The 22,982-nt window shown below is 70.5% G+C and carries 19 protein-coding genes; 10 read left to right on the top strand and 9 right to left on the bottom strand.

Annotated features, from left to right (window positions below):
• Positions 1-30: 30 nt before the first annotated feature.
• The gene (locus ABZS54_RS05630; RefSeq protein WP_355531378.1) at positions 31-519 is read right to left on the bottom strand and encodes a hypothetical protein; all 489 of its coding nucleotides are present in this window, start codon (positions 517-519) and stop codon (positions 31-33) included.
• A 266-nt stretch (positions 520-785) separates the two neighbouring features.
• On the opposite strand from ABZS54_RS05630, the gene ABZS54_RS05635 reads away from it, so the two are divergent.
• The 4 genes from ABZS54_RS05635 to pssA all read left to right on the top strand — a co-directional run bounded on the left by ABZS54_RS05635 (position 786) and on the right by pssA (position 5,572).
• Positions 786-1,673: an NAD(P)-binding domain-containing protein gene (locus ABZS54_RS05635; RefSeq protein ID WP_355531380.1), complete on the top strand. Its 888-nt coding sequence runs from the start codon at positions 786-788 to the stop codon at positions 1,671-1,673.
• A gap of 303 nt (positions 1,674-1,976) precedes the next feature.
• Positions 1,977-3,677 (top strand): amidohydrolase family protein, encoded by a 1,701-nt coding sequence (locus tag ABZS54_RS05640; RefSeq protein WP_355531382.1) that lies wholly within the window; start codon positions 1,977-1,979, stop codon positions 3,675-3,677.
• A gap of 394 nt (positions 3,678-4,071) precedes the next feature.
• On the top strand, positions 4,072-4,737 hold the full coding sequence (locus ABZS54_RS05645; RefSeq protein ID WP_026219494.1) for a phosphatidylserine decarboxylase: 666 nt from the start codon (positions 4,072-4,074) through the stop codon (positions 4,735-4,737).
• Positions 4,724-5,572 carry a CDP-diacylglycerol--serine O-phosphatidyltransferase gene (pssA, locus tag ABZS54_RS05650; protein ID WP_355531384.1) on the top strand — a complete coding sequence of 283 codons (849 nt, stop codon included), beginning with the start codon at positions 4,724-4,726 and terminating at the stop codon, positions 5,570-5,572. The genes ABZS54_RS05645 and pssA overlap by 14 nt, the downstream gene beginning before the upstream one ends.
• A 97-nt stretch (positions 5,573-5,669) precedes the next feature.
• Here the strand turns inward: pssA and ABZS54_RS05655 are convergent, their stop codons facing one another.
• On the bottom strand, positions 5,670-7,925 hold the full coding sequence (locus ABZS54_RS05655; RefSeq protein ID WP_355531386.1) for an ATP-dependent RecD-like DNA helicase: 2,256 nt from the start codon (positions 7,923-7,925) through the stop codon (positions 5,670-5,672).
• A gap of 161 nt (positions 7,926-8,086) precedes the next feature.
• On the opposite strand from ABZS54_RS05655, the gene ABZS54_RS05660 reads away from it, so the two are divergent.
• From ABZS54_RS05660 to ABZS54_RS05670, 3 genes are all read left to right on the top strand, one after another.
• Complete coding sequence (locus tag ABZS54_RS05660; protein ID WP_355531388.1) at positions 8,087-8,515, top strand: SRPBCC family protein; 429 nt, start codon at positions 8,087-8,089, stop codon at positions 8,513-8,515.
• 177 nt (positions 8,516-8,692) lie between these two features.
• Positions 8,693-10,030: a pitrilysin family protein gene (locus tag ABZS54_RS05665; RefSeq protein WP_355531390.1), complete on the top strand. Its 1,338-nt coding sequence runs from the start codon at positions 8,693-8,695 to the stop codon at positions 10,028-10,030.
• Positions 10,027-11,394 (top strand): pitrilysin family protein, encoded by a 1,368-nt coding sequence (locus ABZS54_RS05670; RefSeq protein WP_355531392.1) that lies wholly within the window; start codon positions 10,027-10,029, stop codon positions 11,392-11,394. The genes ABZS54_RS05665 and ABZS54_RS05670 overlap by 4 nt, the downstream gene beginning before the upstream one ends.
• 199 nt (positions 11,395-11,593) lie before the next feature.
• On the opposite strand, the gene ABZS54_RS05675 is transcribed toward ABZS54_RS05670, so the two are convergent.
• A complete protein-coding gene (locus ABZS54_RS05675; RefSeq protein WP_355531394.1) occupies positions 11,594-12,262 on the bottom strand; it encodes a hypothetical protein in 669 nt (222 codons plus the stop codon).
• Positions 12,263-12,339: 77 nt separating this feature from the next.
• Complete coding sequence (locus tag ABZS54_RS05680; protein WP_355531396.1) at positions 12,340-12,765, bottom strand: ankyrin repeat domain-containing protein; 426 nt, start codon at positions 12,763-12,765, stop codon at positions 12,340-12,342.
• A 169-nt stretch (positions 12,766-12,934) separates the two neighbouring features.
• On the opposite strand from ABZS54_RS05680, the gene ABZS54_RS05685 reads away from it, so the two are divergent.
• On the top strand, positions 12,935-13,807 hold the full coding sequence (locus tag ABZS54_RS05685) for an arylamine N-acetyltransferase (RefSeq protein ID WP_355531398.1): 873 nt from the start codon (positions 12,935-12,937) through the stop codon (positions 13,805-13,807).
• A gap of 3 nt (positions 13,808-13,810) precedes the next feature.
• Complete coding sequence (locus ABZS54_RS05690; protein WP_355531400.1) at positions 13,811-14,482, top strand: O-methyltransferase; 672 nt, start codon at positions 13,811-13,813, stop codon at positions 14,480-14,482.
• A 96-nt stretch (positions 14,483-14,578) separates the two neighbouring features.
• On the opposite strand, the gene ABZS54_RS05695 is transcribed toward ABZS54_RS05690, so the two are convergent.
• Together ABZS54_RS05695 and ABZS54_RS05700 are read right to left on the bottom strand one after the other, a co-directional pair.
• Entirely contained in the window at positions 14,579-17,389 is a 2,811-nt protein-coding gene (locus ABZS54_RS05695) for a DUF6493 family protein (protein WP_355531402.1), read from the bottom strand.
• Positions 17,386-18,783: an SWIM zinc finger family protein gene (locus ABZS54_RS05700; RefSeq protein WP_355531404.1), complete on the bottom strand. Its 1,398-nt coding sequence runs from the start codon at positions 18,781-18,783 to the stop codon at positions 17,386-17,388. The genes ABZS54_RS05695 and ABZS54_RS05700 overlap by 4 nt, the downstream gene beginning before the upstream one ends.
• A 485-nt stretch (positions 18,784-19,268) precedes the next feature.
• Here ABZS54_RS05700 and ABZS54_RS05705 point away from each other — a divergent pair, with 485 nt between their 5' ends.
• Positions 19,269-20,135 (top strand): helix-turn-helix transcriptional regulator, encoded by an 867-nt coding sequence (locus ABZS54_RS05705; protein ID WP_355531406.1) that lies wholly within the window; start codon positions 19,269-19,271, stop codon positions 20,133-20,135.
• A 51-nt stretch (positions 20,136-20,186) separates the two neighbouring features.
• On the opposite strand, the gene ABZS54_RS05710 is transcribed toward ABZS54_RS05705, so the two are convergent.
• From ABZS54_RS05710 to ABZS54_RS05720, 3 genes are all read right to left on the bottom strand, one after another.
• Positions 20,187-20,423, bottom strand: a complete 237-nt coding sequence (locus ABZS54_RS05710) for a DUF397 domain-containing protein (RefSeq protein WP_020554482.1) — start codon at positions 20,421-20,423, stop codon at positions 20,187-20,189.
• A gap of 436 nt (positions 20,424-20,859) precedes the next feature.
• Positions 20,860-21,315, bottom strand: coding sequence for an ATP-binding protein (locus ABZS54_RS05715; protein ID WP_355531408.1), 456 nt, complete (start codon positions 21,313-21,315; stop codon positions 20,860-20,862).
• A gap of 385 nt (positions 21,316-21,700) precedes the next feature.
• Positions 21,701-22,771, bottom strand: coding sequence for a hypothetical protein (locus tag ABZS54_RS05720; protein ID WP_355531410.1), 1,071 nt, complete (start codon positions 22,769-22,771; stop codon positions 21,701-21,703).
• Positions 22,772-22,982 lie beyond the last annotated feature (211 nt).

Below are 22,982 nucleotides of genomic sequence, written 5' to 3' on the forward strand. Positions count from 1 at the left end.
CGACCCGGCGCCGCCCCGCCCGCTCCGGGCTCAGTGCCGGACCGCGTGGCCGACCTCCGCCTTGCTCGCGTTGGTCAGCTTTCGGTTGCTCTTCGCGGTGCCCTTGCCCTGCTTGCCCGCCTCGACCTTGTCGATGTTCATCACGATCGCGTCGAGCAGGTTGCCGCCGGCGTCGCGGAACTCGACCGCGAGTGTGTAGTCGGCCGTCTTGGCGGTCTTGTTCTCGACGGTGACCTCGGCGGTGGTGCGATCGCCGTCGGTCCCGATCGGCCCGATCGTGGCGTCGGCCGTCGCGTCGAGACCGCCCTTGATCTCGGCCAGTTTCGAGGCAGCCGCCGCGCTTGCCGAGGACAGCGCGTCCTTCGCCTTCGAGCCGGCCGAACCGAGTGCCGACGCGATCGCCGTGGGCGTCGAGCCGGCGCCGCCGCCGTCCTTGTCGTCGCCGCATGCCGCCGAGAACAGGGCCAGCGTGGCGGCGATCGACAGCGCGCCGACGGTACGGCCGTACTTGCTCGCCATGTTCGTTGCTCCTCGCGTGGGGCCGCGGGGCGAAGGGGCGCCCGCGTACGAACAGCACGAGTGTCCGAACGCCCGGCCGGCTAAACGCCCGCCTCGGCCAACCGGGGCATCGAGAGGGCCGATGACCTGCATGCTTACCTGAATACCAGTACCTGACTTATTAGTAGGTACTGGTAGGAAGGAGTGTGTCGATCAAGCATGGTGACGACGGCGGGCCACCCGCCTCCCCCACACCCCACACCCCAACCAATGCTTGGAGAAACCCCGTGAGCGAGCAGCAGCCGACCCCCGTGAGCGTCCTCGGCCTCGGCGCGATGGGCCGAGCGATCGCCGACGCGATCCACCGGGGCGGCCGGCCCACCACCGTCTGGAACCGCACGGCCGGCCGGGCCGAATCCCTGGCCGCCAAGGGCGTCACCCTCGCCCCCACCGCGACCGCCGCCGTCGAGGCGTCGCCCGTGGTCGTGGTGTGCCTGCTCGACGACGCGTCGGTACGCGCTGCGCTGACCCCGTTGGCAGGCTCGCTGACCGGCCGCCTGGTGGTCAACGTCACCACGGTGACTCCGAAGCAGGCCCGGGAGACCGCCGCCTGGGCCGCCGAGCACGGCATCGAGTACCTCGACGGCGCGATCATGGCGATCCCGGAGATGATCGGCCTGCCAGTCGCCTCGCTGCTCTACAGCGGCTCCGCGGCGGCCTTCGACACGCACCGCGAGCTGCTCGAACTGCTCGGCGGCGCACGCTACTACGGCAGCGACGCGGGCCGCGCCTCGCTGTACGACATGGCGCTGCTCGGGTCGATGTACGCGATGTTCGCCGGCGTCGCGCACGGCGCCGCGATGGTGGCCTCCGAGGGGGTGCCGGCGACCGAGTTCGTGGCCATGGCCGGACCCTGGATCAACGCGATGACCACGGGCCTGCCCGGGCACGCGGAGTACTTCGACAGCGGCGACTACACCGCCGAGGTACAGAGCCTGGACTTCAACAAGGCAGCCGTGGACGCCATCGCCGAGGCGAGCCGCGACCAGGGTGTCGGCACCGACGTGATCGCCGCGGTACAGACCCTGATCGACCGTCAGGTGGCGGCCGGCCACGGCAAGGACGGCTTCGCCCGGATCTTCGAGAGCATCCGCCGCCCGGTCGGCGCGTCCTGACCCGGCGCCCGCCCGACCGACGCACCCGAAGCCCGAGCCGAGTCTGCGCACCCCGCGCACCCGCGCACCCGCGCACCTCGCGCGCCGAACAGCCGGACGGCGCGACACGGCTACGCCACCGACCCGGCAAGGCCGCCAGCCCCCGTCCTACCCCATCGACGCACCCCTTGAATAGTTCACCAGGTTAAGTTACAACACGTAACGTAAATCCCGAGGAGCGCACCCGGCCCCGAGACTCGCCGCCGGACCGCATCTGCCCACGTCGGCATTGCGATCCGGCACAAGTAATAGGGAGAACAGCCCATGGCCGATCTGCTGGTACGCGGAGGAACCGTCGTGGACGGAACGGGGGCGGCCCCGATCCGAGCCGACGTGCGGGTCAAGGACGGCGTGATCGTCGAGGTAGGCCCCGACCTGGCCCCGAGCGGCGGCGCCGAGCGGGTCGTCGAGGCCACCGGCGCCTACGTCGCACCCGGCTTCATCGAGGCCCACACCCACGTCGACGGTGCCATGTGGTGGAACCCGGACCTGGACCCGCTGCCCGCCTACGGCACGACCACGGTCGTCTTCGGCAACTGCGGCATGTCGGTGGCGCCGCTGCGGGAGAGCGCACGCGGACCCGTGCTCGACCTGTTCTGCTTCCTGGAGGACCTCCCGCTCTCCGCCTTCCAGGACAAGGTGCCGTGGACGTGGGAGCGCTGGCCCGAGTACAGCAGCGCGGTCAGGGGTCAGGCCGTCTCGGTCAACGTGGCCGGCTTCGTCGGACACCTGACCCTGCGCACCACGGTGATGGGCGCCGAGGCGTCCTGGTCGCGCGCGGCGACGTCCGAGGAGATCGCCGAGATGGCCGCCCTGCTCGACGAATCGTTGACTTATGGAGCAATTGGTTTGTCGACCAATGTGTTCGACAAGGATCGTTATCTCAAGCCGGTACCGACCCGCCTGGCCGAGGACGCCGAGTTCGAGGCGCTCGCCGATGTGCTCGCCCGGCACCCCGGCGCGACGCTCCAGATGATCACCCGGTTCAACGAGCCGGAGAGCATCGACGCCGATGTGGAGCGATTCGCCCGAATCTGCAAGCCGCGCGGGATCCGCGCCCAGTGGACCGCCATCCCGTCCACCGTGCGGGAGGACTACCTGCGCGAACAGACGATCGCACTACATCGGCGGCTGCGTGCCGACGGCGTCGACTTCTGGCCCAATGTCCCGCATAAGCCGCTGGAGCCGTTCTTCAACTTCGAGCGCGCACTCACCTTCCAGCGGGTCGCCTCCTGGAACCACTGGATCAACGGCCCGGCCGAGACCAAGCTCGCCACGCTCGCCGATCCGCAGTGGCGGGCGCAGGCGCGCGAGGACTGGGACAACCGGGTCTCATCGTCGACATCTCGACTGGATCGCCCCGAGTCGTTGATCTTCGCGATCTCCGAGACCGGCCACGGTCCGCTGGACATCTCACTCAAGGAGTACGCGGACCGGGAGGATCTGCACATCTCCGACGCGCTGGCCACCTGGATCGGCAACAACGGCATCCTGTCCTGCCTGCGCGGCATCCCGGACGCGTTCGACGAGCCGGTCGTGGCCGGCCTGTTCAACGAGCCGCACACGCTGACCAACATCAACGACTCCGGTGCGCACCTGCAGCTGTTCTGCGGCTCGGGCGAGAACGTCTACCTGCTCACCCGCTACGTGCGCGACACCGGCCTGATGACGATCGAGGAGGCCGTGCACAACCTCACCGGCAAGCTCGCGGGCTTCTTCGGCCTGAACGACCGGGGTGTGATCGCCCCGGGCCGGGCCGGCGACCTGGTGGTGTTCGCGCTCGACGAGATCGAGGTGCGGCCCGAGGAGAAGCGGTACGACAACCCCGACGGCTCGTGGCGCTTCACCCGCGGCCCGGCCGGCGTCCGGGCCACCATCGTGCGCGGCGTGCCCACGGTGCTGGACACCGAGCCCACCGGGGAGCGGCCGGGCACGATGGTGGGGCTCGTTTCGTCGCAGGTCTGACGGAACGTCACATAAGCGCGTTTACCCTTGAGGTACGGCGGTGGGTCGACCGACCTACCGCCGTGTCACGTTTTCGTGACGATCCACCATAGGCACCACCAAGGGACGCGAGGTGAAGGGACGCTACCGCCAACGTGATCGATGCCACGGACCGCGTACGGGCGCGGGACCTGCGGCCTCTTCACAGCAGGTATGCGCGGAGGGCAACCTTGTGGATACGGGCAACCGGTTCCACGGCCGAATTAGACTCGACCAGCGTCCGAATTACGCCGGTTCGAGCAGGATCGGTTCGCTGTGAGCAATCACCGACGGAAGCGCGATGGCCCTCCGTCTAGGTAGCATCCGCCGAGTGCCGCCCGTTACCGACGGGCACGCCCCCCGACAAAGGTTCTCGATGAGTGACGATTCCCCCTCGCCGGCTTCGGCGGGGTTCGCGCCGAGGCAACAGCCGCGCCTGGCCAAGGGAGCTTCTCCCTGGCTCGTGCCGACGGCTGTGACCGGCGCGTTGACCGGCTTGGCCGCACTGCGCAACCGGCGCTGGGCCTTCGCGGCCGTGCCGACGCTGGCGCTGACCGGTGGCATGTTGTGGTTCTTCCGTGACCCGGAGCGCACCATCCCCGCCGACGGCGTGATCGCCTCGGCCGATGGCGTGGTCCAGAGCATCGACGCCTGGCCCGACGGCCGCACCCGGATCGCGACCTTCATGAGCCCGTTGAACGTGCACGTGAACCGTGCACCGCTCGACGGCGTCGTGAAGTCCGTGGAGCACAAGGCCGGCGGATTCGTCCCGGCGTTCAACAAGGAAAGCGAGCACAACGAACGCGTTGTGTGGATCTTCGACACCGCGATCGGCGATGTGGAGCTGGTGCAGATCGCCGGCACCGTGGCGCGGCGCATCGTGCCGTACCTGGAGCCGGGTACCGAGGTCGCCTGTGGCGACCGGATCGGGTTGATCCGGTTCGGTTCGCGCGTGGATGTGTACCTGCCGCCGGGCGTCGAGCCCGCGGTGACCGTGGGACAACGGACAACGGCGGGAGAGACACGTCTTGACCGGGACTGATTACGACGATACGAACGACCTGGACGCCTCCGAGCTCAACATTTTGGGCACTCCCGTCGAGGACGATCCGCAGGCGTGCCTGTCCGCGCGAATCTCGGTCGCGGACGTGCTCACGCTGGGCAACGCGGCGAGCGGCTTCATGGCGATCTACTTCCTCGCCTGTTCGGTCATGGCCGCGCGCGGCGGCGACGTCGGCGTCTCGGCCGAGCGCAGCATGGCCGCGGCCGTGGTGCTGATGCTGGTCGGCGCCCTGTGCGACCTGTGCGACGGCATGGTGGCGCGCAAGCTGCGGATGTCCTCGCTGGGCGCGCAGCTGGACAACCTCGCGGACGTGATCACCTTCGGCGTCGCGCCGGCGTTCTTCGTGGTCACCTGGGCTGCGGTGCCGATGAACACCGGGCAGGCACCCGCCGCCGTCCTGGTGGCACTGTCGGTGCTGATCGGCGGCGTTTTGCGACTGGCCAGATTCGCGACCACTCCGGGACGTCCCGGAGTGTTCCAGGGCATGCCCATTCCGATGGCCGCGATGACGGTCGTCTCGATCGTGCTGCTCGACCTGCCCTTCACTCCCGCGGCCGTGCTGATCGTGGCCGTCTCCGGACTGATGGTGAGCCGGATCGAATACCCGAAGCCGCAGGGCAACCTGGCGATTGTGGTGATGGCCGGCATCGGCCTGAGCATGAGCTGCCTGATCGCCTGGGCCGCCGACGCACCGGGCAGCGAGTGGATGCTCAACATGGGCGCCACGACCCAGGTCACCCTGGCGCTGCTGGTGCCCGCGATGGCGATGGCCCGCAAGGGCGTCGAGCGCATCGGCCTGCGGATGATCCGCTAGCCGAGGCACACCCCGCGTATCGAAACGCCGTCACCCACCGGGTGGCGGCGTTTCGCGTCGTCGGGGTAGGACACGTCCCGGCCGGCCGGGACGTGTCCTACCGCAGCCGGTGCGCCAGTCCGGTGAATCGCTTGCCCGCCGAGACGGTACGCACCGCCTGGCCCAGCGCGCGCCGCGAGCCGACCAGCACCACCAGCCGCTTCGCGCGGGTGATCGCCGTGTAGAGCAGATTGCGCTGAAGCATCATCCAGGCACCGGTGGTGACCGGGACCACCACCGCCGGATATTCGCTGCCCTGCGAGCGGTGGATGGTGACCGCGTACGCGTGCGAGAGCTCGTCGAGCTCGGCGAAGTCGTAGTCGACCTCCTCGTCCTCCTCGGTGCGCACGACCAGCTTCTGGTCCTCGGGAGACAGTGCGATCACCACGCCGCCGGTGCCGTTGAAGACGCCGTTCGCGCCCTTGTCGTAGTTGTTGCGGATCTGGGTGACCTTGTCGCCGACCCGGAAGGTGCGCCCGCCGAAGCGCTTCTCCGGCAGGCCCTCGCGGCCGGGTGTGAGCGCCTGCTGAAGCAGCAGGTTGAGCGCGCCGGCACCGGCCGGGCCGCGGTGCATCGGGGCGAGCACCTGGATGTCGCGGCGCGGGTCCAGGCCGAACTTGCGCGGGATGCGGCGGGCGACCACGTCGACGGTGAGCGTGGCCGCGTCCTCGGTCTCCTCGGCGGGGAAGAGGAAGAAGTCGGGCAGGCCGTCGGTGATCGGCGGACGGCCCGCATTGATCCGGTGCGCGTTGGTGACCACACCGGACTGTTGCGCCTGGCGGAAGATCTGCGTGAGCCGCACCCTGGGCACCCGCTCGGCCGCGAGCAGGTCGCGCAGCACCTCGCCGGCGCCCACGCTGGGCAGCTGGTCCACGTCGCCGACGAACAGCACGTGTGCGCCGGCGGGTATCGCCTTGATCAGCTTGTTGGCCAGCAGCAGGTCGAGCATCGATGCCTCGTCGACGACCACGAGGTCCGCGTCCAGCGGCTTGTCCTGGTCGTAGGCCGCATTGCCGCCGGGCTGGAGCTGGAGCAGGCGGTGCACGGTGGCCGCCTCGCATCCGGTCAGCTCGGCCAGCCGCTTGGCCGCCCGGCCGGTGGGCGCGGCCAGGATCACCTTCGCCTCGCGCGCGCGGGCGAGTTCCACCACGGAGCGCACGGTGAAGCTCTTGCCGCAGCCGGGGCCGCCGGTGAGCACCGCGACCTTGGCGGTCAGCGCCAGTCGTACGGCCTGTTCCTGTTCGGGCGCCAGCGCGATGCCGGTGCGGGCGCGCAGCCAGGCCAGGGCTCGGGTCCAGTCCAGTTCGGCGAACGCCGCCAGGCGGTCCTCCCGGGCGCCCAGCAGGGTGCGCACCCGGCCGGCCAGGGAGAGTTCGGCGCGGTGGAAGGGCACCAGGTAGACGGCCTGGACGGGATCGCCCTGGGTGCCGGAGACGGTGACCGGACCGGGCAGCTCCTCGCACACCACCCCCTCCTCGCCGACCAGCTCGTTCAGGCATCGCACCACGAGCTCGGAAGACACGTCCAGAATCTCGACCGCCTGGGCGACCAGGACGTCCGCGGGCAGGTAGCAGTGGCCGCTGTCGGTGCCCTCGGACAGCGTGTACTGCAGTCCGGCCTTGATCCGCTGCGGCGCGTCGTGCGGTATCCCCACGGCCTTGGCGATCGCATCGGCCGTCTTGAAGCCGATCCCCCACACGTCGGCGGCCAGCCGATACGGCTCGGTACGCACCACAGTGATCGACGCGTCGCCGTACTCCTTGAAGATGCGCACCGCCGGCGACGTGGAGATGCCGATGCCCTGGAGGAAGACCATCACCTCCTTGATCGCCTTCTGTTCCTCCCACGCGGCGGCGATCAGCTTGGTGCGCTTGGGGCCCAGGCCCGGGACCTGGATGAGTTGCGTGGCGTCCTCGTCGATCACATCCAGTGAGCGCACACCGAAGTGCTCGACGATCCGGTCGGCGGTCTTGGGGCCGATGCCCTTGATCAGCCCCGAGCCGAGGTAGCGCCGGATGCCCTGCACGGTGGCCGGCAGCACGGTGCTGAACGATTCGACCTGGAACTGTTTGCCGAACTGCGGGTGGCTGCCCCAGCGGCCGTGCATCCGGATCGACTCGCCGGGTTGGGCGCCCAGCAGCGCGCCGACCACGGTGAGCAGTTCGGTGCCGTGCCGGCCGGTGTCCACGCGGGCGACGGTCCAGCCGTTCTCGTCGTTCTGGTAGGTGATGCGCTCCAGGACGGCTTCGAGAACGGCGCCTGTCCCGCCCCCGGTTTCGGCGCCGGGCGGCATTCCCGGCAGCGTGCCTGTCATGCCGCCCGAGACTAGCCAACCGGAGTGACAGCAGAACTAGAACACGTTCTCTTTTTACTCGTCGACACCATTGACTGTGTCACATATCGGCGGTACGTTCCGGGAACTCCATGCTCCGAGCCGCAGGTTCACCGCAGCTCAAAAACCGTGAGGACACACGCATGCCCGTCATCAACGAGCAGGTCGAGATCGCTGCCGCCCCCGAGGCCGTGTGGGCCAAGCTGACCGACTACAGCGTCTTCGGCGAGTGGATGGTCCCGCACGTCGAGTTCCCGGCCGGCGCGCCGGAGAAGCTCGAGGCCGGCGTGACCTACGACGAGAAGATGAAGCTCATGGGCTTCCCGGCGGACATCAAGTGGACCATCAAGGACGTCGAGGCGGGCAAGTCGCTGTCGCTCGACGGCAAGGGTCCGATGGGCGTCATCATGACCGAGGTCTTCATCGTCGAGCCCGCCGGCGAGGGTTCGGTGCTGCGGATCGAGTCCGAGGTCAAGGGCGGCGCGGTGCAGATGATGGCGGGCAAGGTCACCAAGGCCACCCAGGAGGCGCTGATCGAGTCGCTGGCCAAGTTCGCCGCACTCGTCAAGTAATCCGCCTCCCGCACACCCGTCGCCGCCCACCCGGCGACACCCACACGACGACCACCCACCCGGTGCACCCGCCCGGGTGGGTGGTCGTCGTGCGTACGGGGTCCGCCCACTCGTCGCGTCCACCTGGAACAATGGCGATCCATCGTCGAGCGCCGCGACCCCTCGGAGGGACCTGACGTGCCGTCAACTTCCGCCCACTTCCCGTGGACCCTGCACCGGACCAGGCTCGACAACGGTCTGCGTGTGGTGGTCTGCCCCGATGCCACGGTGCCGCTCGCCGCGGTCAACCTCTGGTACGACGTGGGATCACGGCACGAGGTCGAGGGCAAACACGGCTTCGCCCACCTCTTCGAACACCTGATGTTCGAGGGCTCCGCGCACGTGGACAAGGGCGGCCACTTCGCCGCGATCGAGGGCTGCGGCGGCGACGGCATCAACGCCTCGACCAGCCCGGACCGCACCAACTACTACCAGACGGTGCCCTCCGGACAGCTGGACCTCGCGCTGTGGCTGGAGGCCGACCGGATGGGCTCGCTCGCGCTGACCCAGGAGACCCTGGACAACCAGCGCGAGGTGGTCAAGAACGAGCGCCGGCAGCGCTACGACAGCGTGCCCTACGGGACCTGGAGCGAGGAGATGATGGTCCTCGCCTACCCCGAGGGCCACCCCTACGCGACCTCCACGATCGGCTCGATGGCCGAGTTGGACAGCGCCGAACTCGCCGACTTCACCGCGTTCCACGAGACCTACTACGCGCCGGACAACGCGGTGCTCACCGTGGTCGGCGACGTGCGGCCGGAGCAGGTGGTGGCGTCGGCCGAGAAGTACTTCGGCGGCATCGCCGCGCGCGGCTCCTTCCCGCAACCCACCCCCGCGCCGCTGCCGTCCCGCTTCGGGGCGGGCCGTCATGTGACGGTGTATCGGGACGTGCCCGCGCCGCGCCTGTTCGTGTGCCACCGCGCGCCGCGCTTCGGCACCCCGGGCGCGGCCGCCGCGAGCGTGCTGGCGACCGCCGTCGGCCGCGGTCGGGGCAGCCGGCTGTACCGGGAGTTGGTCACCGCGCGCAATCTGGCCCAAGCCTCCGGCGCGTTCCTGTCCGCATGGAGTTACCTGCACTTCGAATCCGTCCTGATGGGCTCGTGCGCGCCCAGCGAGGGCGTCGAACCGGACGAACTGCTCGACGCCTACGTCGCGGTCTGCGACGAGGTCGCGCAGGACGGGGTGACCGAGGCCGAACTCGACCGGGTCCGGGCGGTGTTGTCCGGTGAATGGCTACGCGAGGTGGCCACCGCCGCCGGCCGGGCCGACGCGATCGGCCGATTCACCACCCGCTTCGGCGACGCGGAGTCGATCCGCGGCCACCTCGACGAGTTGCTCGCGGTCACCGCCGAGGACGTGCACCGGGCCGCCCGCGACCTGCTGCACCCGGACAACCGGATCGTGCTGGAGTTCTCCCCGCAAGCCGCCGAGGCCGGCGCCGACATCGAGACCACCGAGTCGGAGGCCGCCGCATGAGCGAGCAGATCGCGACCCGCCACACCCTGATCGCCGAGCGACCCACCGGCGCGGCCCCGCGCCCGTACCGCTTCCCCGAGGTCCGCCGGATCGGCGTGGACGGCGGCGAGGTGATCGGCGCGCACGTGCCCGGACGCAGCCTGGCCTGGGCCAAGCTGGTGATGGAGAGCGGCGCGCTGCACGAGCCGGTCGGCCTGGACGGCCTGGCCCGGATCACCTGCTCGCTGCTCGACGAGGGCAGCCTGGACCACGACGCGGACGCCTTCGGACTCGCCATCGAGGCGCTGGGCGCGAACTGGCGGCTCGCCTGCGGGTGGGAGACCCAGGAGGTGGGCCTGGACCTGCCCGCCGATCGACTCGGCGCGGGCCTGGACCTGGTCACCGAGGCGGTCCGTCGGCCGGCGTTCGCCGACGCCGACGTCGAGCGCTTCCTCGCCAACCACGTGCGCTCGCTGAAGACCTCGTGGGCCCAGCCCGGTACCCGCGCCGGACTCGCCTTCCGGCGGGCGCTGTTCGGCCCGGACAGCCGGCTCGGCGGGCTGCTCGGCGGCACTCCCGACACGGCGGTCGCGCTGGACGCCGACGCGATCCGCGGCTTCCACGCCGACCGGATGACCGCGCCCGGCACCCTCGCGGTGGTCGGCGACCTGGACACGCTCGACCTCGCGGCACTGGGCCGAACCGTCTTCGCAGGCGCGACCGGGACCGCGACGCGGGCCGAGCTCACCGGAACCGCCGGCGCCCCCTCGACCGAGCGCGCGATCGTGGTGGACCGTCCCGGCGCCGTGCAGTCGGTGCTGCGGATCGGCCACACCGCGCCGCCGCGCTCGACCCCGGACCTGATCCCCATCGAGTTGTTCGCCGACGTGCTCGGCGGCGCCTTCGGCTCCCGGCTCAACCACCTGCTGCGCGAGGTCAAGGGCTACACCTACGGCGCGCACGCGAGCTTCGGCCACGGCCGCCGCTCCGGCTCGTTCACCGTCTCCGCGTCCGTGCACACCGAGGTGACCGCCGCCGCGGTCGTGGACACGATCGGCGAGATCCGCCGGATGCACGCCGACGGCGTCACGCCGAACGAACTCGCGGCCACCCGCGCCCACTCGCTCGGCAGCATGCCGATCAACCTGCAGACCCCCGGCGGCATCGGCGGCCGACTCGTCGAGGCGATCGTGCACGGTCTCCCGGACGACCACGTCACCGCCGAGTACGCGGAGATCCTGGCCACCGACCCGGATTCGGTCGACCGCGCCGCGCATACACACCTGCGCCCGGACGAACTCGCCGTGGTCGTGGAGGGCGACGCCGCCCGAATCGTCCCCGAACTACGCGCGGCGGGCTTCGAGGTGGTCATCTCCGACATGTGACCCCACCCGCTCCACCCGTTGCCTTTGGTGGGGAGGCTGGGGCTTCAGGGGCACCGAGGGACCCTGCTCCGGCCCCGCGGCCCCCAGTGTGGCTGCCCGCGGTCGGGTGGATCGGCTGCGGCGAGGAGCCCGGCCGCGCCGGGCCGCCGAGTTTGGCTGCGGCCCGGCGCGTCAGCGCCCCCGACCCACCCCCGCCCCCTCACCCTCCCGCCACATAGACCTGCCGGTATCCACTCCACACCGCCGGACCCAAGTCCTGGGGCACGTGCGGAGGGAGCGGCCACATCGGGCCGCTCACCTCGCACAGGACCACGTGCAGGCCCTCGCCCGCGTCGAACCAGCGCAGGCCCACCGCCCCGGGTGAGCGCAGCAGTTCGGCGACCGCCTCCTCGTGCAGCCAGCGCCCCATCGCCGCGCCCGAGCCGTGCGCGGTCAGGTGCAGCAGCTTGTCGCCGGCCGGGAAGAGCCGGCTCGCCGACACGTTGGGCCAGCGGCGGATCTCCCGGCAGTCCAGGCGCGAGGAGGTGACCGCGCCGATCAGTTCGGGCGGAAGCGGCGTACCCGCGCTGTCGTGCAGGTCGCCGCCGCCGGCGGCGAGCACCCCGACGTGCTTGAGGTCGTACACGGTCAGGTAGCGCGCCGCCGGCGGCCCGGCCTCGGCCTCACCGTTGCCGAACGCCCCGCACAGCACGAAGCGGCGGGCCCGCCGGAAACCGGACACCCGCAGCAGGTCGTCGTGGTGCCGGTCGCACCAGGGGGAAAACGTGCCGTCGAGCGCCTCGGGCAGATCCGACCGCAGGTGCAGCAGGCCCGCACCGGTGGGGAATTCGTCCGGGTCGAGACGCGGTATCGCGGGTTGGTCGGACATCGTTCGCGCCTCCCCCCGGGCCCTCCCGCCCGGCTGTCCCTGGCGAAGGCGGGAACTGACGGAGGGTCATAGCTTTGTTACCCACCGGTCGCGGAAAGCATGTCCTCTTTGCCGAACATGCGAGCGGCCTCGCGCGCGCTCGGCGTGCCCGCGTCCGGATCGGCGCCCGCGGTCACGAGCGCCGCGACCACCTCGCGCTCGCTCTTGAACACGGCGCCCGCGAGCGGGGTCTGTCCGCGGTCGTTGGCCCGGTCCGGGTCCGCGCCGCGGGCGAGCAACGCGCGGACCGCGTCGGCGTGTCCGTGGTAGGCGGCGAGCATCAGCAGGGTGTCGCCCCGGTCGTTGGCCAGGTTCGCCGGCAGGCCCGCGTCCACGTATCGGCCGAGGGTCTCGGCGTCGCCGGTGCGCGCGGCCTCGAACAGTCGCCCGGCCAACTCCTCGATCGCCTGCTCGTCCTGTTCGGACCGATGTTCCGGCTGCTGCTTCGACTGCTGCTCGCTCATGATCGACCTCCGAGAACACGACGACGTGTGGATGTGAGCGGCGGACCGACACCGGGCCCGACCGGATCCGAACCTATCGGGTGGCGCGCCGGGGCAACGGCGCCGTCGGCCGAGGCTCGCGTGTGAGAATCGGTGCGATCGTGGCCCCCGGATCCCAAGGAGACGGCTCGTGCGCCATCCGCACCACCTCGACCTCGACGCGTACTTCGCCCGCACCGGCTGGTCCGGCGAGCGGGCGCCCACCTGGGCCACGTTGCGCTCGCTGCACCTGGCGCACGTGGTCGGCATCCCGTTCGAGAATGTCGAGGTCCTCCTGGGCGGAGTGCCCTCGCTGGAACTCGCCGACCTGGAGGACAAGCTGGTCCGCCAGGGCCGGGGCGGCTACTGCTTCGAACACAACCTGCTCTTCGCCGGAGTGCTGGAGGCGCTGGGCTTTCGGGTCACCCGACTGGCCGCGCGGGTGCGGATGGGCACGGACGCGATCCGCCCGATGACCCACATGCTGCTCATGGTCGAGGTGCCCGGCGAGGCGCACCCCTACATCGCCGACGTCGGCTTCGGCAGCGGCGGCCTGTTGGAGCCGCTGCCGCTGCTGCCGGGTGTGGCCAATCCGCAGGGTGCCTGGCGCTACCGGCTGGTGCGCGAGCGCGACCTGTGGCTGTTGCAGACCGTGTACGGCGAGGACGGCTGGTTCACGGTGTACGCGTTCACCCTGGAGCGCCGGGAGTCGGTCGACTTCGAGATGGCCAACTGGTACATCGCGACGCACCCGCACTCGCCGTTCCGCAATACGCTGCGGGTGCAGTGCAGCGGCCCGCATCGGCGTGCGTACATCGAGGGCCGACTACTGACCGTGGTGCACAGCGACGGGTCCCGGGAGGAACGCGAGTTGACGGACGATCACGAGGTGCTGCGGCTCCTGGTCCGCGACTTCGGGTTGCTGCTGCCCTGGGACACCGCCCTGCCCGCGCCGTCCGAAGCATCCGCGCGCCGCGAAGCGCCCCGGCGCCCCGATTCCGCGGCACGCCCCGAGGAGAGCTGAGCCATGTCCTTCGACAAGCAGGTGCAGGTCACCGCCGAGTTGTACGACTACGTCCTGGACCACTCGCTCGCGCCGGACGAGGTCCAGCGCGGCGTGATCGAACGGACCCGGGAGATGGGCCGGTTCGCCAATTTGCAGGTGCCGGTCGAGCAGGGCGCGCTGTTGACCCTGCTGGCGGGCGTGATCCGGCCGAAGGTGGCGGTCGAGGTCGGCACGTTCACCGGCTATTCGGCGCTGTGCATCGCCAAGGGGCTGGCCGAGGGCGGCCGGCTGCTGTGTTGCGACGTGTCCGAGGAGTGGACCGCAATCGCCCGCGAGGCGTGGCGCGAGGCGGGCGTGGACGACCGGATCGACCTGCGGATCGCCCCGGCCCTGGAGACGCTGGACGCGCTGCCCTCACACCCGCACATCGACCTGGCGTTCCTGGACGCGAACAAGGACGGGTACATCTCCTATTGGGAGGCACTGGTCCCGCGGATGCGCCCGAACGGTCTGCTGATCGTCGACAACGTGCTCTACGGCGGCCTGGTCCTCAAGCCGAGCGGCGACCCGACGCCGGAGGCGGTGGCCGCGTTCAACGCACACGTCAAGGCCGACCCGAGGGTCGAACCGGTGATGCTTCCGGTCGCGGACGGCGTCACCCTGGCCCGGGTGAAGGAGCTGAACGAACTGTGATCCGAGGGCCGGACGGGGCGTTTTCGACCCGTCCGGCCGCTGCGGCTTCACGGGTCTGGGCCTCTCCGGCCCGTTCCGTGGACGCGCGGCGTGTGCTCAGCCGCGGTCTGCCAGAAGCCGGCGCAACCGCTTCGCCTCGCCGACCGCCCGCGAACTCCCCTTCCGGTCGGCCAGCGCGTCCAGCCCCGGGATCGACCCGGCCCGCCCGCCGCCGCTCGCGGCGGTCTCCGCCGCCACGACCAGGGCGTCCGCGAGGCCGGTGTGCTTCGTGCCGGCGAGCAGATCGGGCAGGAAGCCGCTCATGACGCCCCACACCTCCCGCCCCGCGCCCCCTCGGGCCGCGTCCTGCAACGAGGTGACCACCCGGGTGGTCTTCAGGCCCCGGGTACGCACCGCCTCGCCGATGTCGCGGCCCAGCGCCGCGGTGTCCCACGCATCACCCCGGATGGCCAGGGTCACCACCGCGTCCACCGCGGCGGCGCGGTCCTCGGCCGCCTGCGCGCCGAGCGCGTAGGCCAGCGCGAGTGACATGCCCGGTCCGAGCGGGCCGTGCGACTCGGCCAGGGCGGGCAGGATCTCCGCGCCTCGGCAGGTCCCGCCGATCGCGCGCTGGGTACGGATCGCCACGTGTGCGGCGAGCGCGTCCCGGTCCCGGGGCAGCACCAGCGGCCAGCAGTGCAGGTCCGGCTCGGTGTTCTCGGATCGGCCGCCGCCGCGCGCGGCGGCCCCCGGGTCGGCCAGGTCGTACAGGATCAGCGCGCTCTCGGGCAGCAGCGCACGATCGCCGGGGGCGACCGAGGCCAGGGGGCCGTCGAAGTGCACCCAGCCCCGGTCCCGGGAGGAGAACTCGCGGTGGATCCGGTCGAAGCGCCGCCGCCCGACGACCGCGGCCGGCGGCCCGCCGGCGGCCAGCACCGCGGCCACCCGCAGCCCGGCGGGCGAGGTGAGCCGGCCGGCCCGGGCGACCACGGCGGAGTCGATGTCGGCGGGCAGCCGCAGCAACGCCTGGTCGACGTCCCGACGCCAAGGGGTGTGTCCGCAAGCCTCCCACTGTTCCAGGCCCGCAACGAGGGCTTGGGGGTCCACGAAGCCGGTCGCGTCGGCGATCTCGGCCAGATGCGGGCCGCTGCGCGGCAGACGCAGCCGGGTGCCCACCTCGTACAGGCGCGCGAGCAGCAAGCGCTGCGCGGGTTCGAGTCGCTCGACGTCGACCTTGGCGCCGGGGATCAGCTCGTGATCGGATGCCTCGGTGCCCTTGCCGAACAGGCTGCGGAACCAGCCGGAGCGGGAACCGCCGTGGCCGGTGGCGGCGGCCACCATCGCGCCGACCGCGCCCTGCACCTGATGAATGAACCAGTGCTGGTGGATTATGTGTCCGTGCCGTTCGGTAAGCGGCAACAGCGCGGTGCGCAACGCCTCGCAGTCGCGTGCGTGCTCGCGCAGCATCGCGGAGACGATCCGCTCCACGGCGAGCGGGTCGGTGGCCCGGCCGCGCGTGTCCACCCACGGGTTCGGCGTGCGGGCGAACAACACCGCCAGTTCCTCGACCAGTTCCGCCGGCGAAGCGATCGGCGGCGGCAGCTCGCGCGAAGGCGGCGGTACGAGCGGCGGCGCCGGCTCGGGCTCGGCGGCCACGCTCTCGCCGATCAGGGCCGCCGCCTCCGGGCGCAGCGCCTGACCCAGCAGCGGCAGTTGCGCACGCACCTCGTCGTGCACGAGGGCGGCCTGATCCGGGGCCAAGCCGCCGACCTGCTTGGCGATCAGGGTGAGTGCGCGCCCCTGGAGGTCGACCGCGGTCGACCCGAACGCGGTGCAGGCACAGGCCAGCAGAGAGCCCGCGTGGTCCGGGTGGCGCTTGATCGCCTGGCCGAGCCAGGTGAGTTGGCTGCCCACCAGCTTCTTCTCGCTGCGGAACAGCACCGCCCGGCTCGCCTCGGCGAGCCGTTCCGCGTCCAACCGGCCTGCGGCGTCCAACCGGCGCAGCACCTCCTGGGCGGTCCCGGCCACCGGGGACGGTGCGTCCGGGAGCAGCCGCAGGTAGGAGTCGACCCGGGCGGCGAGTTCGTCGTCGGTGGGCGCCATCGCTTCGTGTACGTGCACGAACGCGCGCAGCGCGGCCGGGCGTTCGCCGCGCAGCAGGCGGGAGAGGCAGCCGTCCAGGACGCTGTCCCGCTCGATCACCTTCGCCTCGGCGAGTTCGGCCAGCGCGGCACCCCAGCCGGGCCGGCCGGGCTGCTTCAGGGAGTCGTGGTTCTCCAGGTGTGCGCCGACCCCGGCGGCCTCGAACAGGGCGGGCAACAGGTCGGTGAAGTAGGGGTCGTCGCGCAGCCGCTCCGTGAGCGTGTACCCGGTTCCGATGCTCGCCCGCCCCACCTTCTCCGCCCAGCGAACCACGAAGCCGGTCGTCGTCGGGGTGGGCAGGTCGCTGCCACGCACCAGGGCGTCCACCACGTCCCACTGGTTGTCCCACGGGTCCACGGGCATCTTCACGGCGAGCCGGTCCACGATGTTCGGTATCCAGGCCGGGTTGCGCTGGGCCAGCAGCGTGTGGACGGCTCGTTGGCCGCCGCCGCCCTTGGTGGGCCACGTCATGTCCGTACGGGAGAGCCACCGGGCGATCGCGGCCGGCCCGCCCAGGCACGCGACGCCCACGTAGCGCAGCGAGCGCGGGCCGCGCACGGTGTTCCGGAGTTTGCGGACCGCCTCCTCGTATTCCGGCAGCAGTTTGCGGCGCTCGGCCTCGGTGCGTCGGGCGAACAGGGCGACGATCGGAGCCGGGTCCTCGCCCCTGCGATCCTGTTCGACCACGGCCTCCTGCACCCGGGTCCACGTCAGCGGTGCCCGGGTCGGCGGCTCGGTCCCGGCGGGGCTCCCGCTCCCGGTCGTCCTCGGTTCGGTTCCGGTCATCGGTTCGCCTCCTGCGCTGCTTGGGCCGTCGCGGTCGGGTCGCCGGCGGCCCGACCGCGCACGATCTGCGTGGCGAGTAGATGCTTGCAGGGCCCGCGCCCGCCGCGATACTCGGCCCACCACTGGCACGTGCAGCTGCCCGCCCCGGCCAGTCGCAGACCGTAGGTGTGCTCGCCGCTGCGCACGGTCGCGCTCTCGCCGGTCCCGGTCAGCGTCACCGCGCCCGCCGCCACCAGGGCGTGGGCGTCCCGCAGGCGCGGGTTCATCCGCTCCACGCTGCCGGTGTCGTAGGGGAGCTCGCGGTGGTAGTAGGCCGCCTCGGCGACGTCGTAGCCGATCCGGCCGCCGGTGCCCAGCCGGACCAGCGCGGCCCGCACCCGGTCGGCGGCGAGCCCGGAGCGGGCGGCCAACTCGCCCACCTCGACCCGGGGTTCCCAGGCCAGCAGCGCCGAGATCAGGTCGGCGTCCGCGGCGCCGGAGTCGGCGGCCAGGCCGGTGAGCACCGCGCCCTCGCCGGAGAAGCCCCGGGCCGGATCCGGGGACAGGGTCAAGGTCAGCCGCATGCCCGGCAGTTCGATCTCCCAGGCGGAGGACACCGCGGTGCTGCGCGCGTGTACGGCGGGTCCGTACACGCGCAGCGCGAGTGCGTGACGCAGCAGCCGGGTCAGTGCCTGGAGCCGATCCGGCCCGGGCAGGCACACCGCGCCCGGCAGCGGGCGGGCGGTCAGCCGCAGCGAACGCCCGGCCGGGACCACCCACAGCGGCTGTCCGGCGCGGCGTGGCAGCGCACGCAGGAAACGCACCGCCTCCCCCGCCGCAAGCTCGGCGCGCAGGTCGAACCCGGCAGAGATCACCTGGACTTCGGCGAATCCGCGCAGCCAGCGCTCGGGCAGCGGAACCTTCTTCTCCACGACCGGGCCGTCGAAGGTGGTGACGGTCACGTCGTCGGGCCCGACCGCCAGGTGCAGCGGATCGGCGCCGCCGACCTTCGCCAGCGCCTCGCGCAGCGGCGCGTTGACGTCCACGTTGGTGGTGCCGGTGCCGAACATCTCGCCGTCGATGCCGGCGGGCAGTACGTCCAGGCGGGCGTGCACGCCGCAACACGCGGAGAACGACTCGAAACGCAGGCGGTCGCCGTTGCCGGTCACCACCGGGTCGAGCAGGCCCGGCCGGAGCGGCTGGTGGTAGCGCGCCGCCGCGACGTCGGCGACCGCGAGCAGCCCGCCCGCGGCCGCCTCCGGCGCGGTCAGGAAGCCGTCGAAGAAGCGCGGGAAGGGGCTCAGGCCGTGCGAACTCAGGCCGCCGCAGGTCTGCAGGCCGAGTGAGCGTTCGCCGTCGACGGCGGCGAGGGTGGACGACCGCAGGTAGGTGAAGGAGTGCACCGGGGAGGACATGCGAAAAACGGTAGACATCCCGTCCGACAGCGGGAGTCGACCCGAGACGACGCCTGTTCGGCCGGCGCCGGCCCGAACGGGCGCGCTTGCGCGTCGCCTTCGCCGTCGACTCCGGTGCGCCGGGCGCCCGTCCGGCCGGCTCGGGCGCGGCACGCCACGGGGCACCCGAACGGCGGTGGATACGACACGAGTCACTGGTTGCGCGCGTAGCGTGCGTATCGGCCCGTTCGTTCGTCGCAAACATCCGGATTACCCGATAGTAGAGGGGGATTCGCGGTGCCGCGGCATCGATTAGGTGGTATCACCTGTGCGAGCATGGGCGGCTGGGGCCCGGGGCCCGAACATGAGCGGCGGGACCGCGGCACGTGAACGACTCGGGTGGGTGGTGGCACATCGTCAAGAGAGTGCTGTTGTAACCATGATCCGAGGACGCGTGGCAACGCGCCGGCATACTATGCGCTGGTCCATTCAGCCGGAGGTAGCAGATGCCCGCAACGCAGCCGGGGAGCGGCTCGACGGTTCGCCGTATTCTCCTCGGTTCCCAGCTTCGCCGTCTGCGCGAAGCGAAGGGGATTTCGCGGGAGGAGGCCGGATACGAGATCCGCGCCTCCGAATCCAAGATCAGTCGAATGGAACTGGGGCGCGTCAGCTTCAAGGAGCGCGACGTGGCTGATCTCCTCACGATGTACGGCGTGGGCGACGAGACCGAGCGTGCGGCGCTCCTCGGCCTCGCGGCGGAGGCCAACGCTCAGGGCTGGTGGCACAACTACAACGACATCCTGCCGAGTTGGTTCCAGGTCTACGTGGGCCTGGAGGAGGCCGCCTCGGTGATCCGCACCTACGAGGTGCAGTTCGTGCCCGGCCTGCTCCAGACCCCGGAGTACGCGCGGGCCGTGGTGATCGCCGGTCAGCCCTCCGCGTCGGCGGCCGAGGTCGACCGCCGGGTGGGTCTGCGGATGCAGCGGCAGTCGATCCTGTACCGCGACAAGCCGCCCAGGCTGTGGGTCGTGCTGGACGAGGCGGCCCTGCGGCGCCCGATCGGCGGTCGGGAAGTGATGCGCGATCAGGTCCGGCACCTGATCGAGATGGCCGCCCTGCCCAACGTCACGATCCAGATCATGCCGTTCCGGTTCGGCGCGCACGCGGCCGAGGGCGGCCCGTTCCTGTTGTTGCGGTTCCCGGAGAGCGACCTGCCGGACGTGGTCTACCTGGAACAGCTCACGAGCGCGCTTTATCTGGACAAACGCGACGAGGTCGACGCGTATACCGAGGTCATGGACCGGTTGAGCGTGGACGGCATGCCGCCGGACAAAAGTGTGGATCTGCTTCAGCGGATCCTGAAGGAGAACTGACCCGGATCGACGTGTGTGGACCCACCCGGGCGGAGCAACCCGGGCGGGCTTTCACGCGAGCAGGTTGTCGAAGTCCCCGTCCTTGACCCCGAGGATGAGCGCCTCGATCTCGGCGCGCGTATAGATCAACGCCGGCCCGTCGGGGTGGCGCGAATTGCGGACCGCGACGTCGCCGTCCGGCAGCGCAGCCATTTCCACGCAATTGCCTTGCGAGTTGCTCCGGCGACTCTTCTGCCAGGTGACCCCGTCGAGCGCGGTCGCCGATACCCCGTTGTGCGTTGCCTGCATGACGCTTCTCCTGGACCTCTCGCCGAGCGACCCGACGGCGGTCGCCCGCCCCCGGTTGCGGCACGTGTCGTTCCTTCGTCCCGGTCCGTCGCAATTTCTTCCGGAACCGATCCGACTTACGCATGCACGTGCATCTGACCATGCATATGCAGCGTACAACGGTGATGATAGCGCAGCCCGACTTCACTCACACGGGAGGGCTCATGCATTCCTCAAGGTTTCAAAGGAAGCGTAAAAGCTGCTTAAGCGGCGAGGGACGAAACGGGCGTAAGAATGCAGAAAACCCGTCGACGGATCGACGGGTAAACGCTTCACAGCCTTAAGTTGGATACCGCTGCATTCGGTTGCCGCTTCCGAATGTGAATTAGAACTCTCCGCAAACCCGCAACGCTATGCCTGCAACGCGATGCGGTCCATTCACTGCGGAACGTGTTTGTCAGGCCGGTATCTCGAACATCGCCCAGACGACCTTTCCGGTACGCCGGCCCATACCGTCCAGCGGGAACCAGCCCCACGAATCACTGAAGCAGCCGACCAGGTACAGACCCCGACCGGATTCCTCGTCCTCGCCGCCGGCCTGGGCCTCCGGGAGGCTCTCACCGGGATCCTGAACCGCACACATCACTCGCTCACCCTTGCGCAGGAGCGCGAGTTGGATGTTGTGCGCGACATCGGCCACATCGTCGCGGCCTGCACCGAGTCCGTGACACAACGCATTGGTGACGAGTTCGGACACGACCAGCGCGAGGTCGTCCTCCAAGCACGCGGCGCCCCAGCCGGCGAGCACCGACTGCGTGAAGTCCCGAGCGGCCTTGACCGACTCGCGACGGGCGGCGAGGGCTTGTATCGCAATATCGGATGTAGGGCCCATATCCCCGGCCAGAGGCTCCATCCACTGAAACGTCGACGTCCGGAACCCTGCGGGACTCGCGACGGTCATCCGTGCCTCCGAGCGGGTACTGGTCCCCGGCCTGTTGGGAACGCCGCCAGAGGACTCGCCTCACAGAGCGTCCATGCACATGCGCGTGCACATGCACACACTTCATTATGAGGATGCCGACCCCAACTGCAAGACCGGATGCACGTGCATCGACGATTTCTGCGTCTGCACTACGCCGATGCACGTGCATTTCGATCGACCAAGGGTCGCTTTACGTCCACTTCCCGGACATATCAGGGAACCGGTCTTTTCCTGCTTTTGGCCATACCTCGGGAATAATCCGGACAAACTACGCGCGCGGTGCTCGGCCGATGTGCGACCGTGCCCGTTCGAGCACTCAGGCCGAGGCGCCCGACGGCTGCCTGGGGGTCGCCTGGGCCCGGTCGACCGAGTCGCTCCCGCGGCCTGTGAACCGGATCACCAGAGCCGTGCCGGCGACCAGGAAGACCGCCAGACCCGGACCGAACAGCAGCCACGGCATGACCGAGACCTCGGTGTCCTCGTCCGGGATGCTGTCCGCCTTCTTGAAGGTGTCGACGTTCGCGCCGATGTTTTCCACCAGGGCGTTGAACTTGGCCAGGATGCGGTCGGTCTCGACCAGGCCCTTGCCGACCTTGGGGTACTGCGTGGCCAGTTCGGCGGTGAACTGCGCGGGGGGCTTCCTCAGCAACGCGGCCATCGACGGAAGCGACTTGGTCTTCATCCCGACCGCCATCTTGCCCAGCGTGTCCAGGTCGTTGTGCGCCTGCCGGTATCCGGCGTCGGTGAAGGTGGGCCGGAACGCGGTGAACATCTTCTCGGACGCCTTGGTCTTGCCGATCACCCCGGTTGCGAAGACCCCGACCACCATGCCGAGACCGACCACCGCGGCGAGCGCCAGGCACACCGTGCTCAGCACGACCCGATTGCCGACCAGGGAGAACACCAGGCCGCCCGCGCCGACCACGAGCAACACGATGCCCGGGATCAGATAGAGGTAGGTGACCGCGGTATTGGGTGCGTCCGCCGTCGGAATGTCGTCGGCCTGGCGGAAGTTCCCGGCCTGCGCGTCCATGGTGCCCGCGAGCTTGTTGAACCGGGGCATGATCGTGGGCAGTTCCTTGAGGCCCTTGCCCACCTCGGGTGCGGTCACGCCCATCAGATTGATCAGCGCCGGCGTCTCGATCCCGGCCTGCTTCGCCAGGCCCGGCAGCGTCTCCGCCTGGAGCTGCGCGAGCATCTCGTTCATCGTGACCAGGTCGGTCCGGCTCTGGGCGATCGCGGCCGGAGTGAAGGCCGGGCGGAAGTCATTGGTCAGATCGTCGACAGCCTGCGTCTTCTTCGGCAGGCCGGCGGCCAGCGGGAAGATGATCAGGGCCGCACCCAGCAGGGCGATCAGCACCAGCGCCACGTGGCGGTATGCACGCACAGCGGGTTCTCCCTTCGCTTTCCGTTATTCCTCGGATCGTATGGGTGATCGCCTCGATCGCCCCGGATCCGCACGGCGGAAAGCACCTGTTCTCGTTGTTTGTCACTCGGGCAGCCGATCTTCGCAAAGAGCAACCCGCCAGTCAGCTACTGGCAAGTAATGTCATGGGATCGAGATCTCCGGCACATCGCTCGCCCGGGCGGGCGATGCC

This window comes from Embleya sp. NPDC005575, from assembly GCF_040605455.1.
Taxonomy (GTDB): Bacteria; Actinomycetota; Actinomycetes; order Streptomycetales; family Streptomycetaceae; genus Embleya.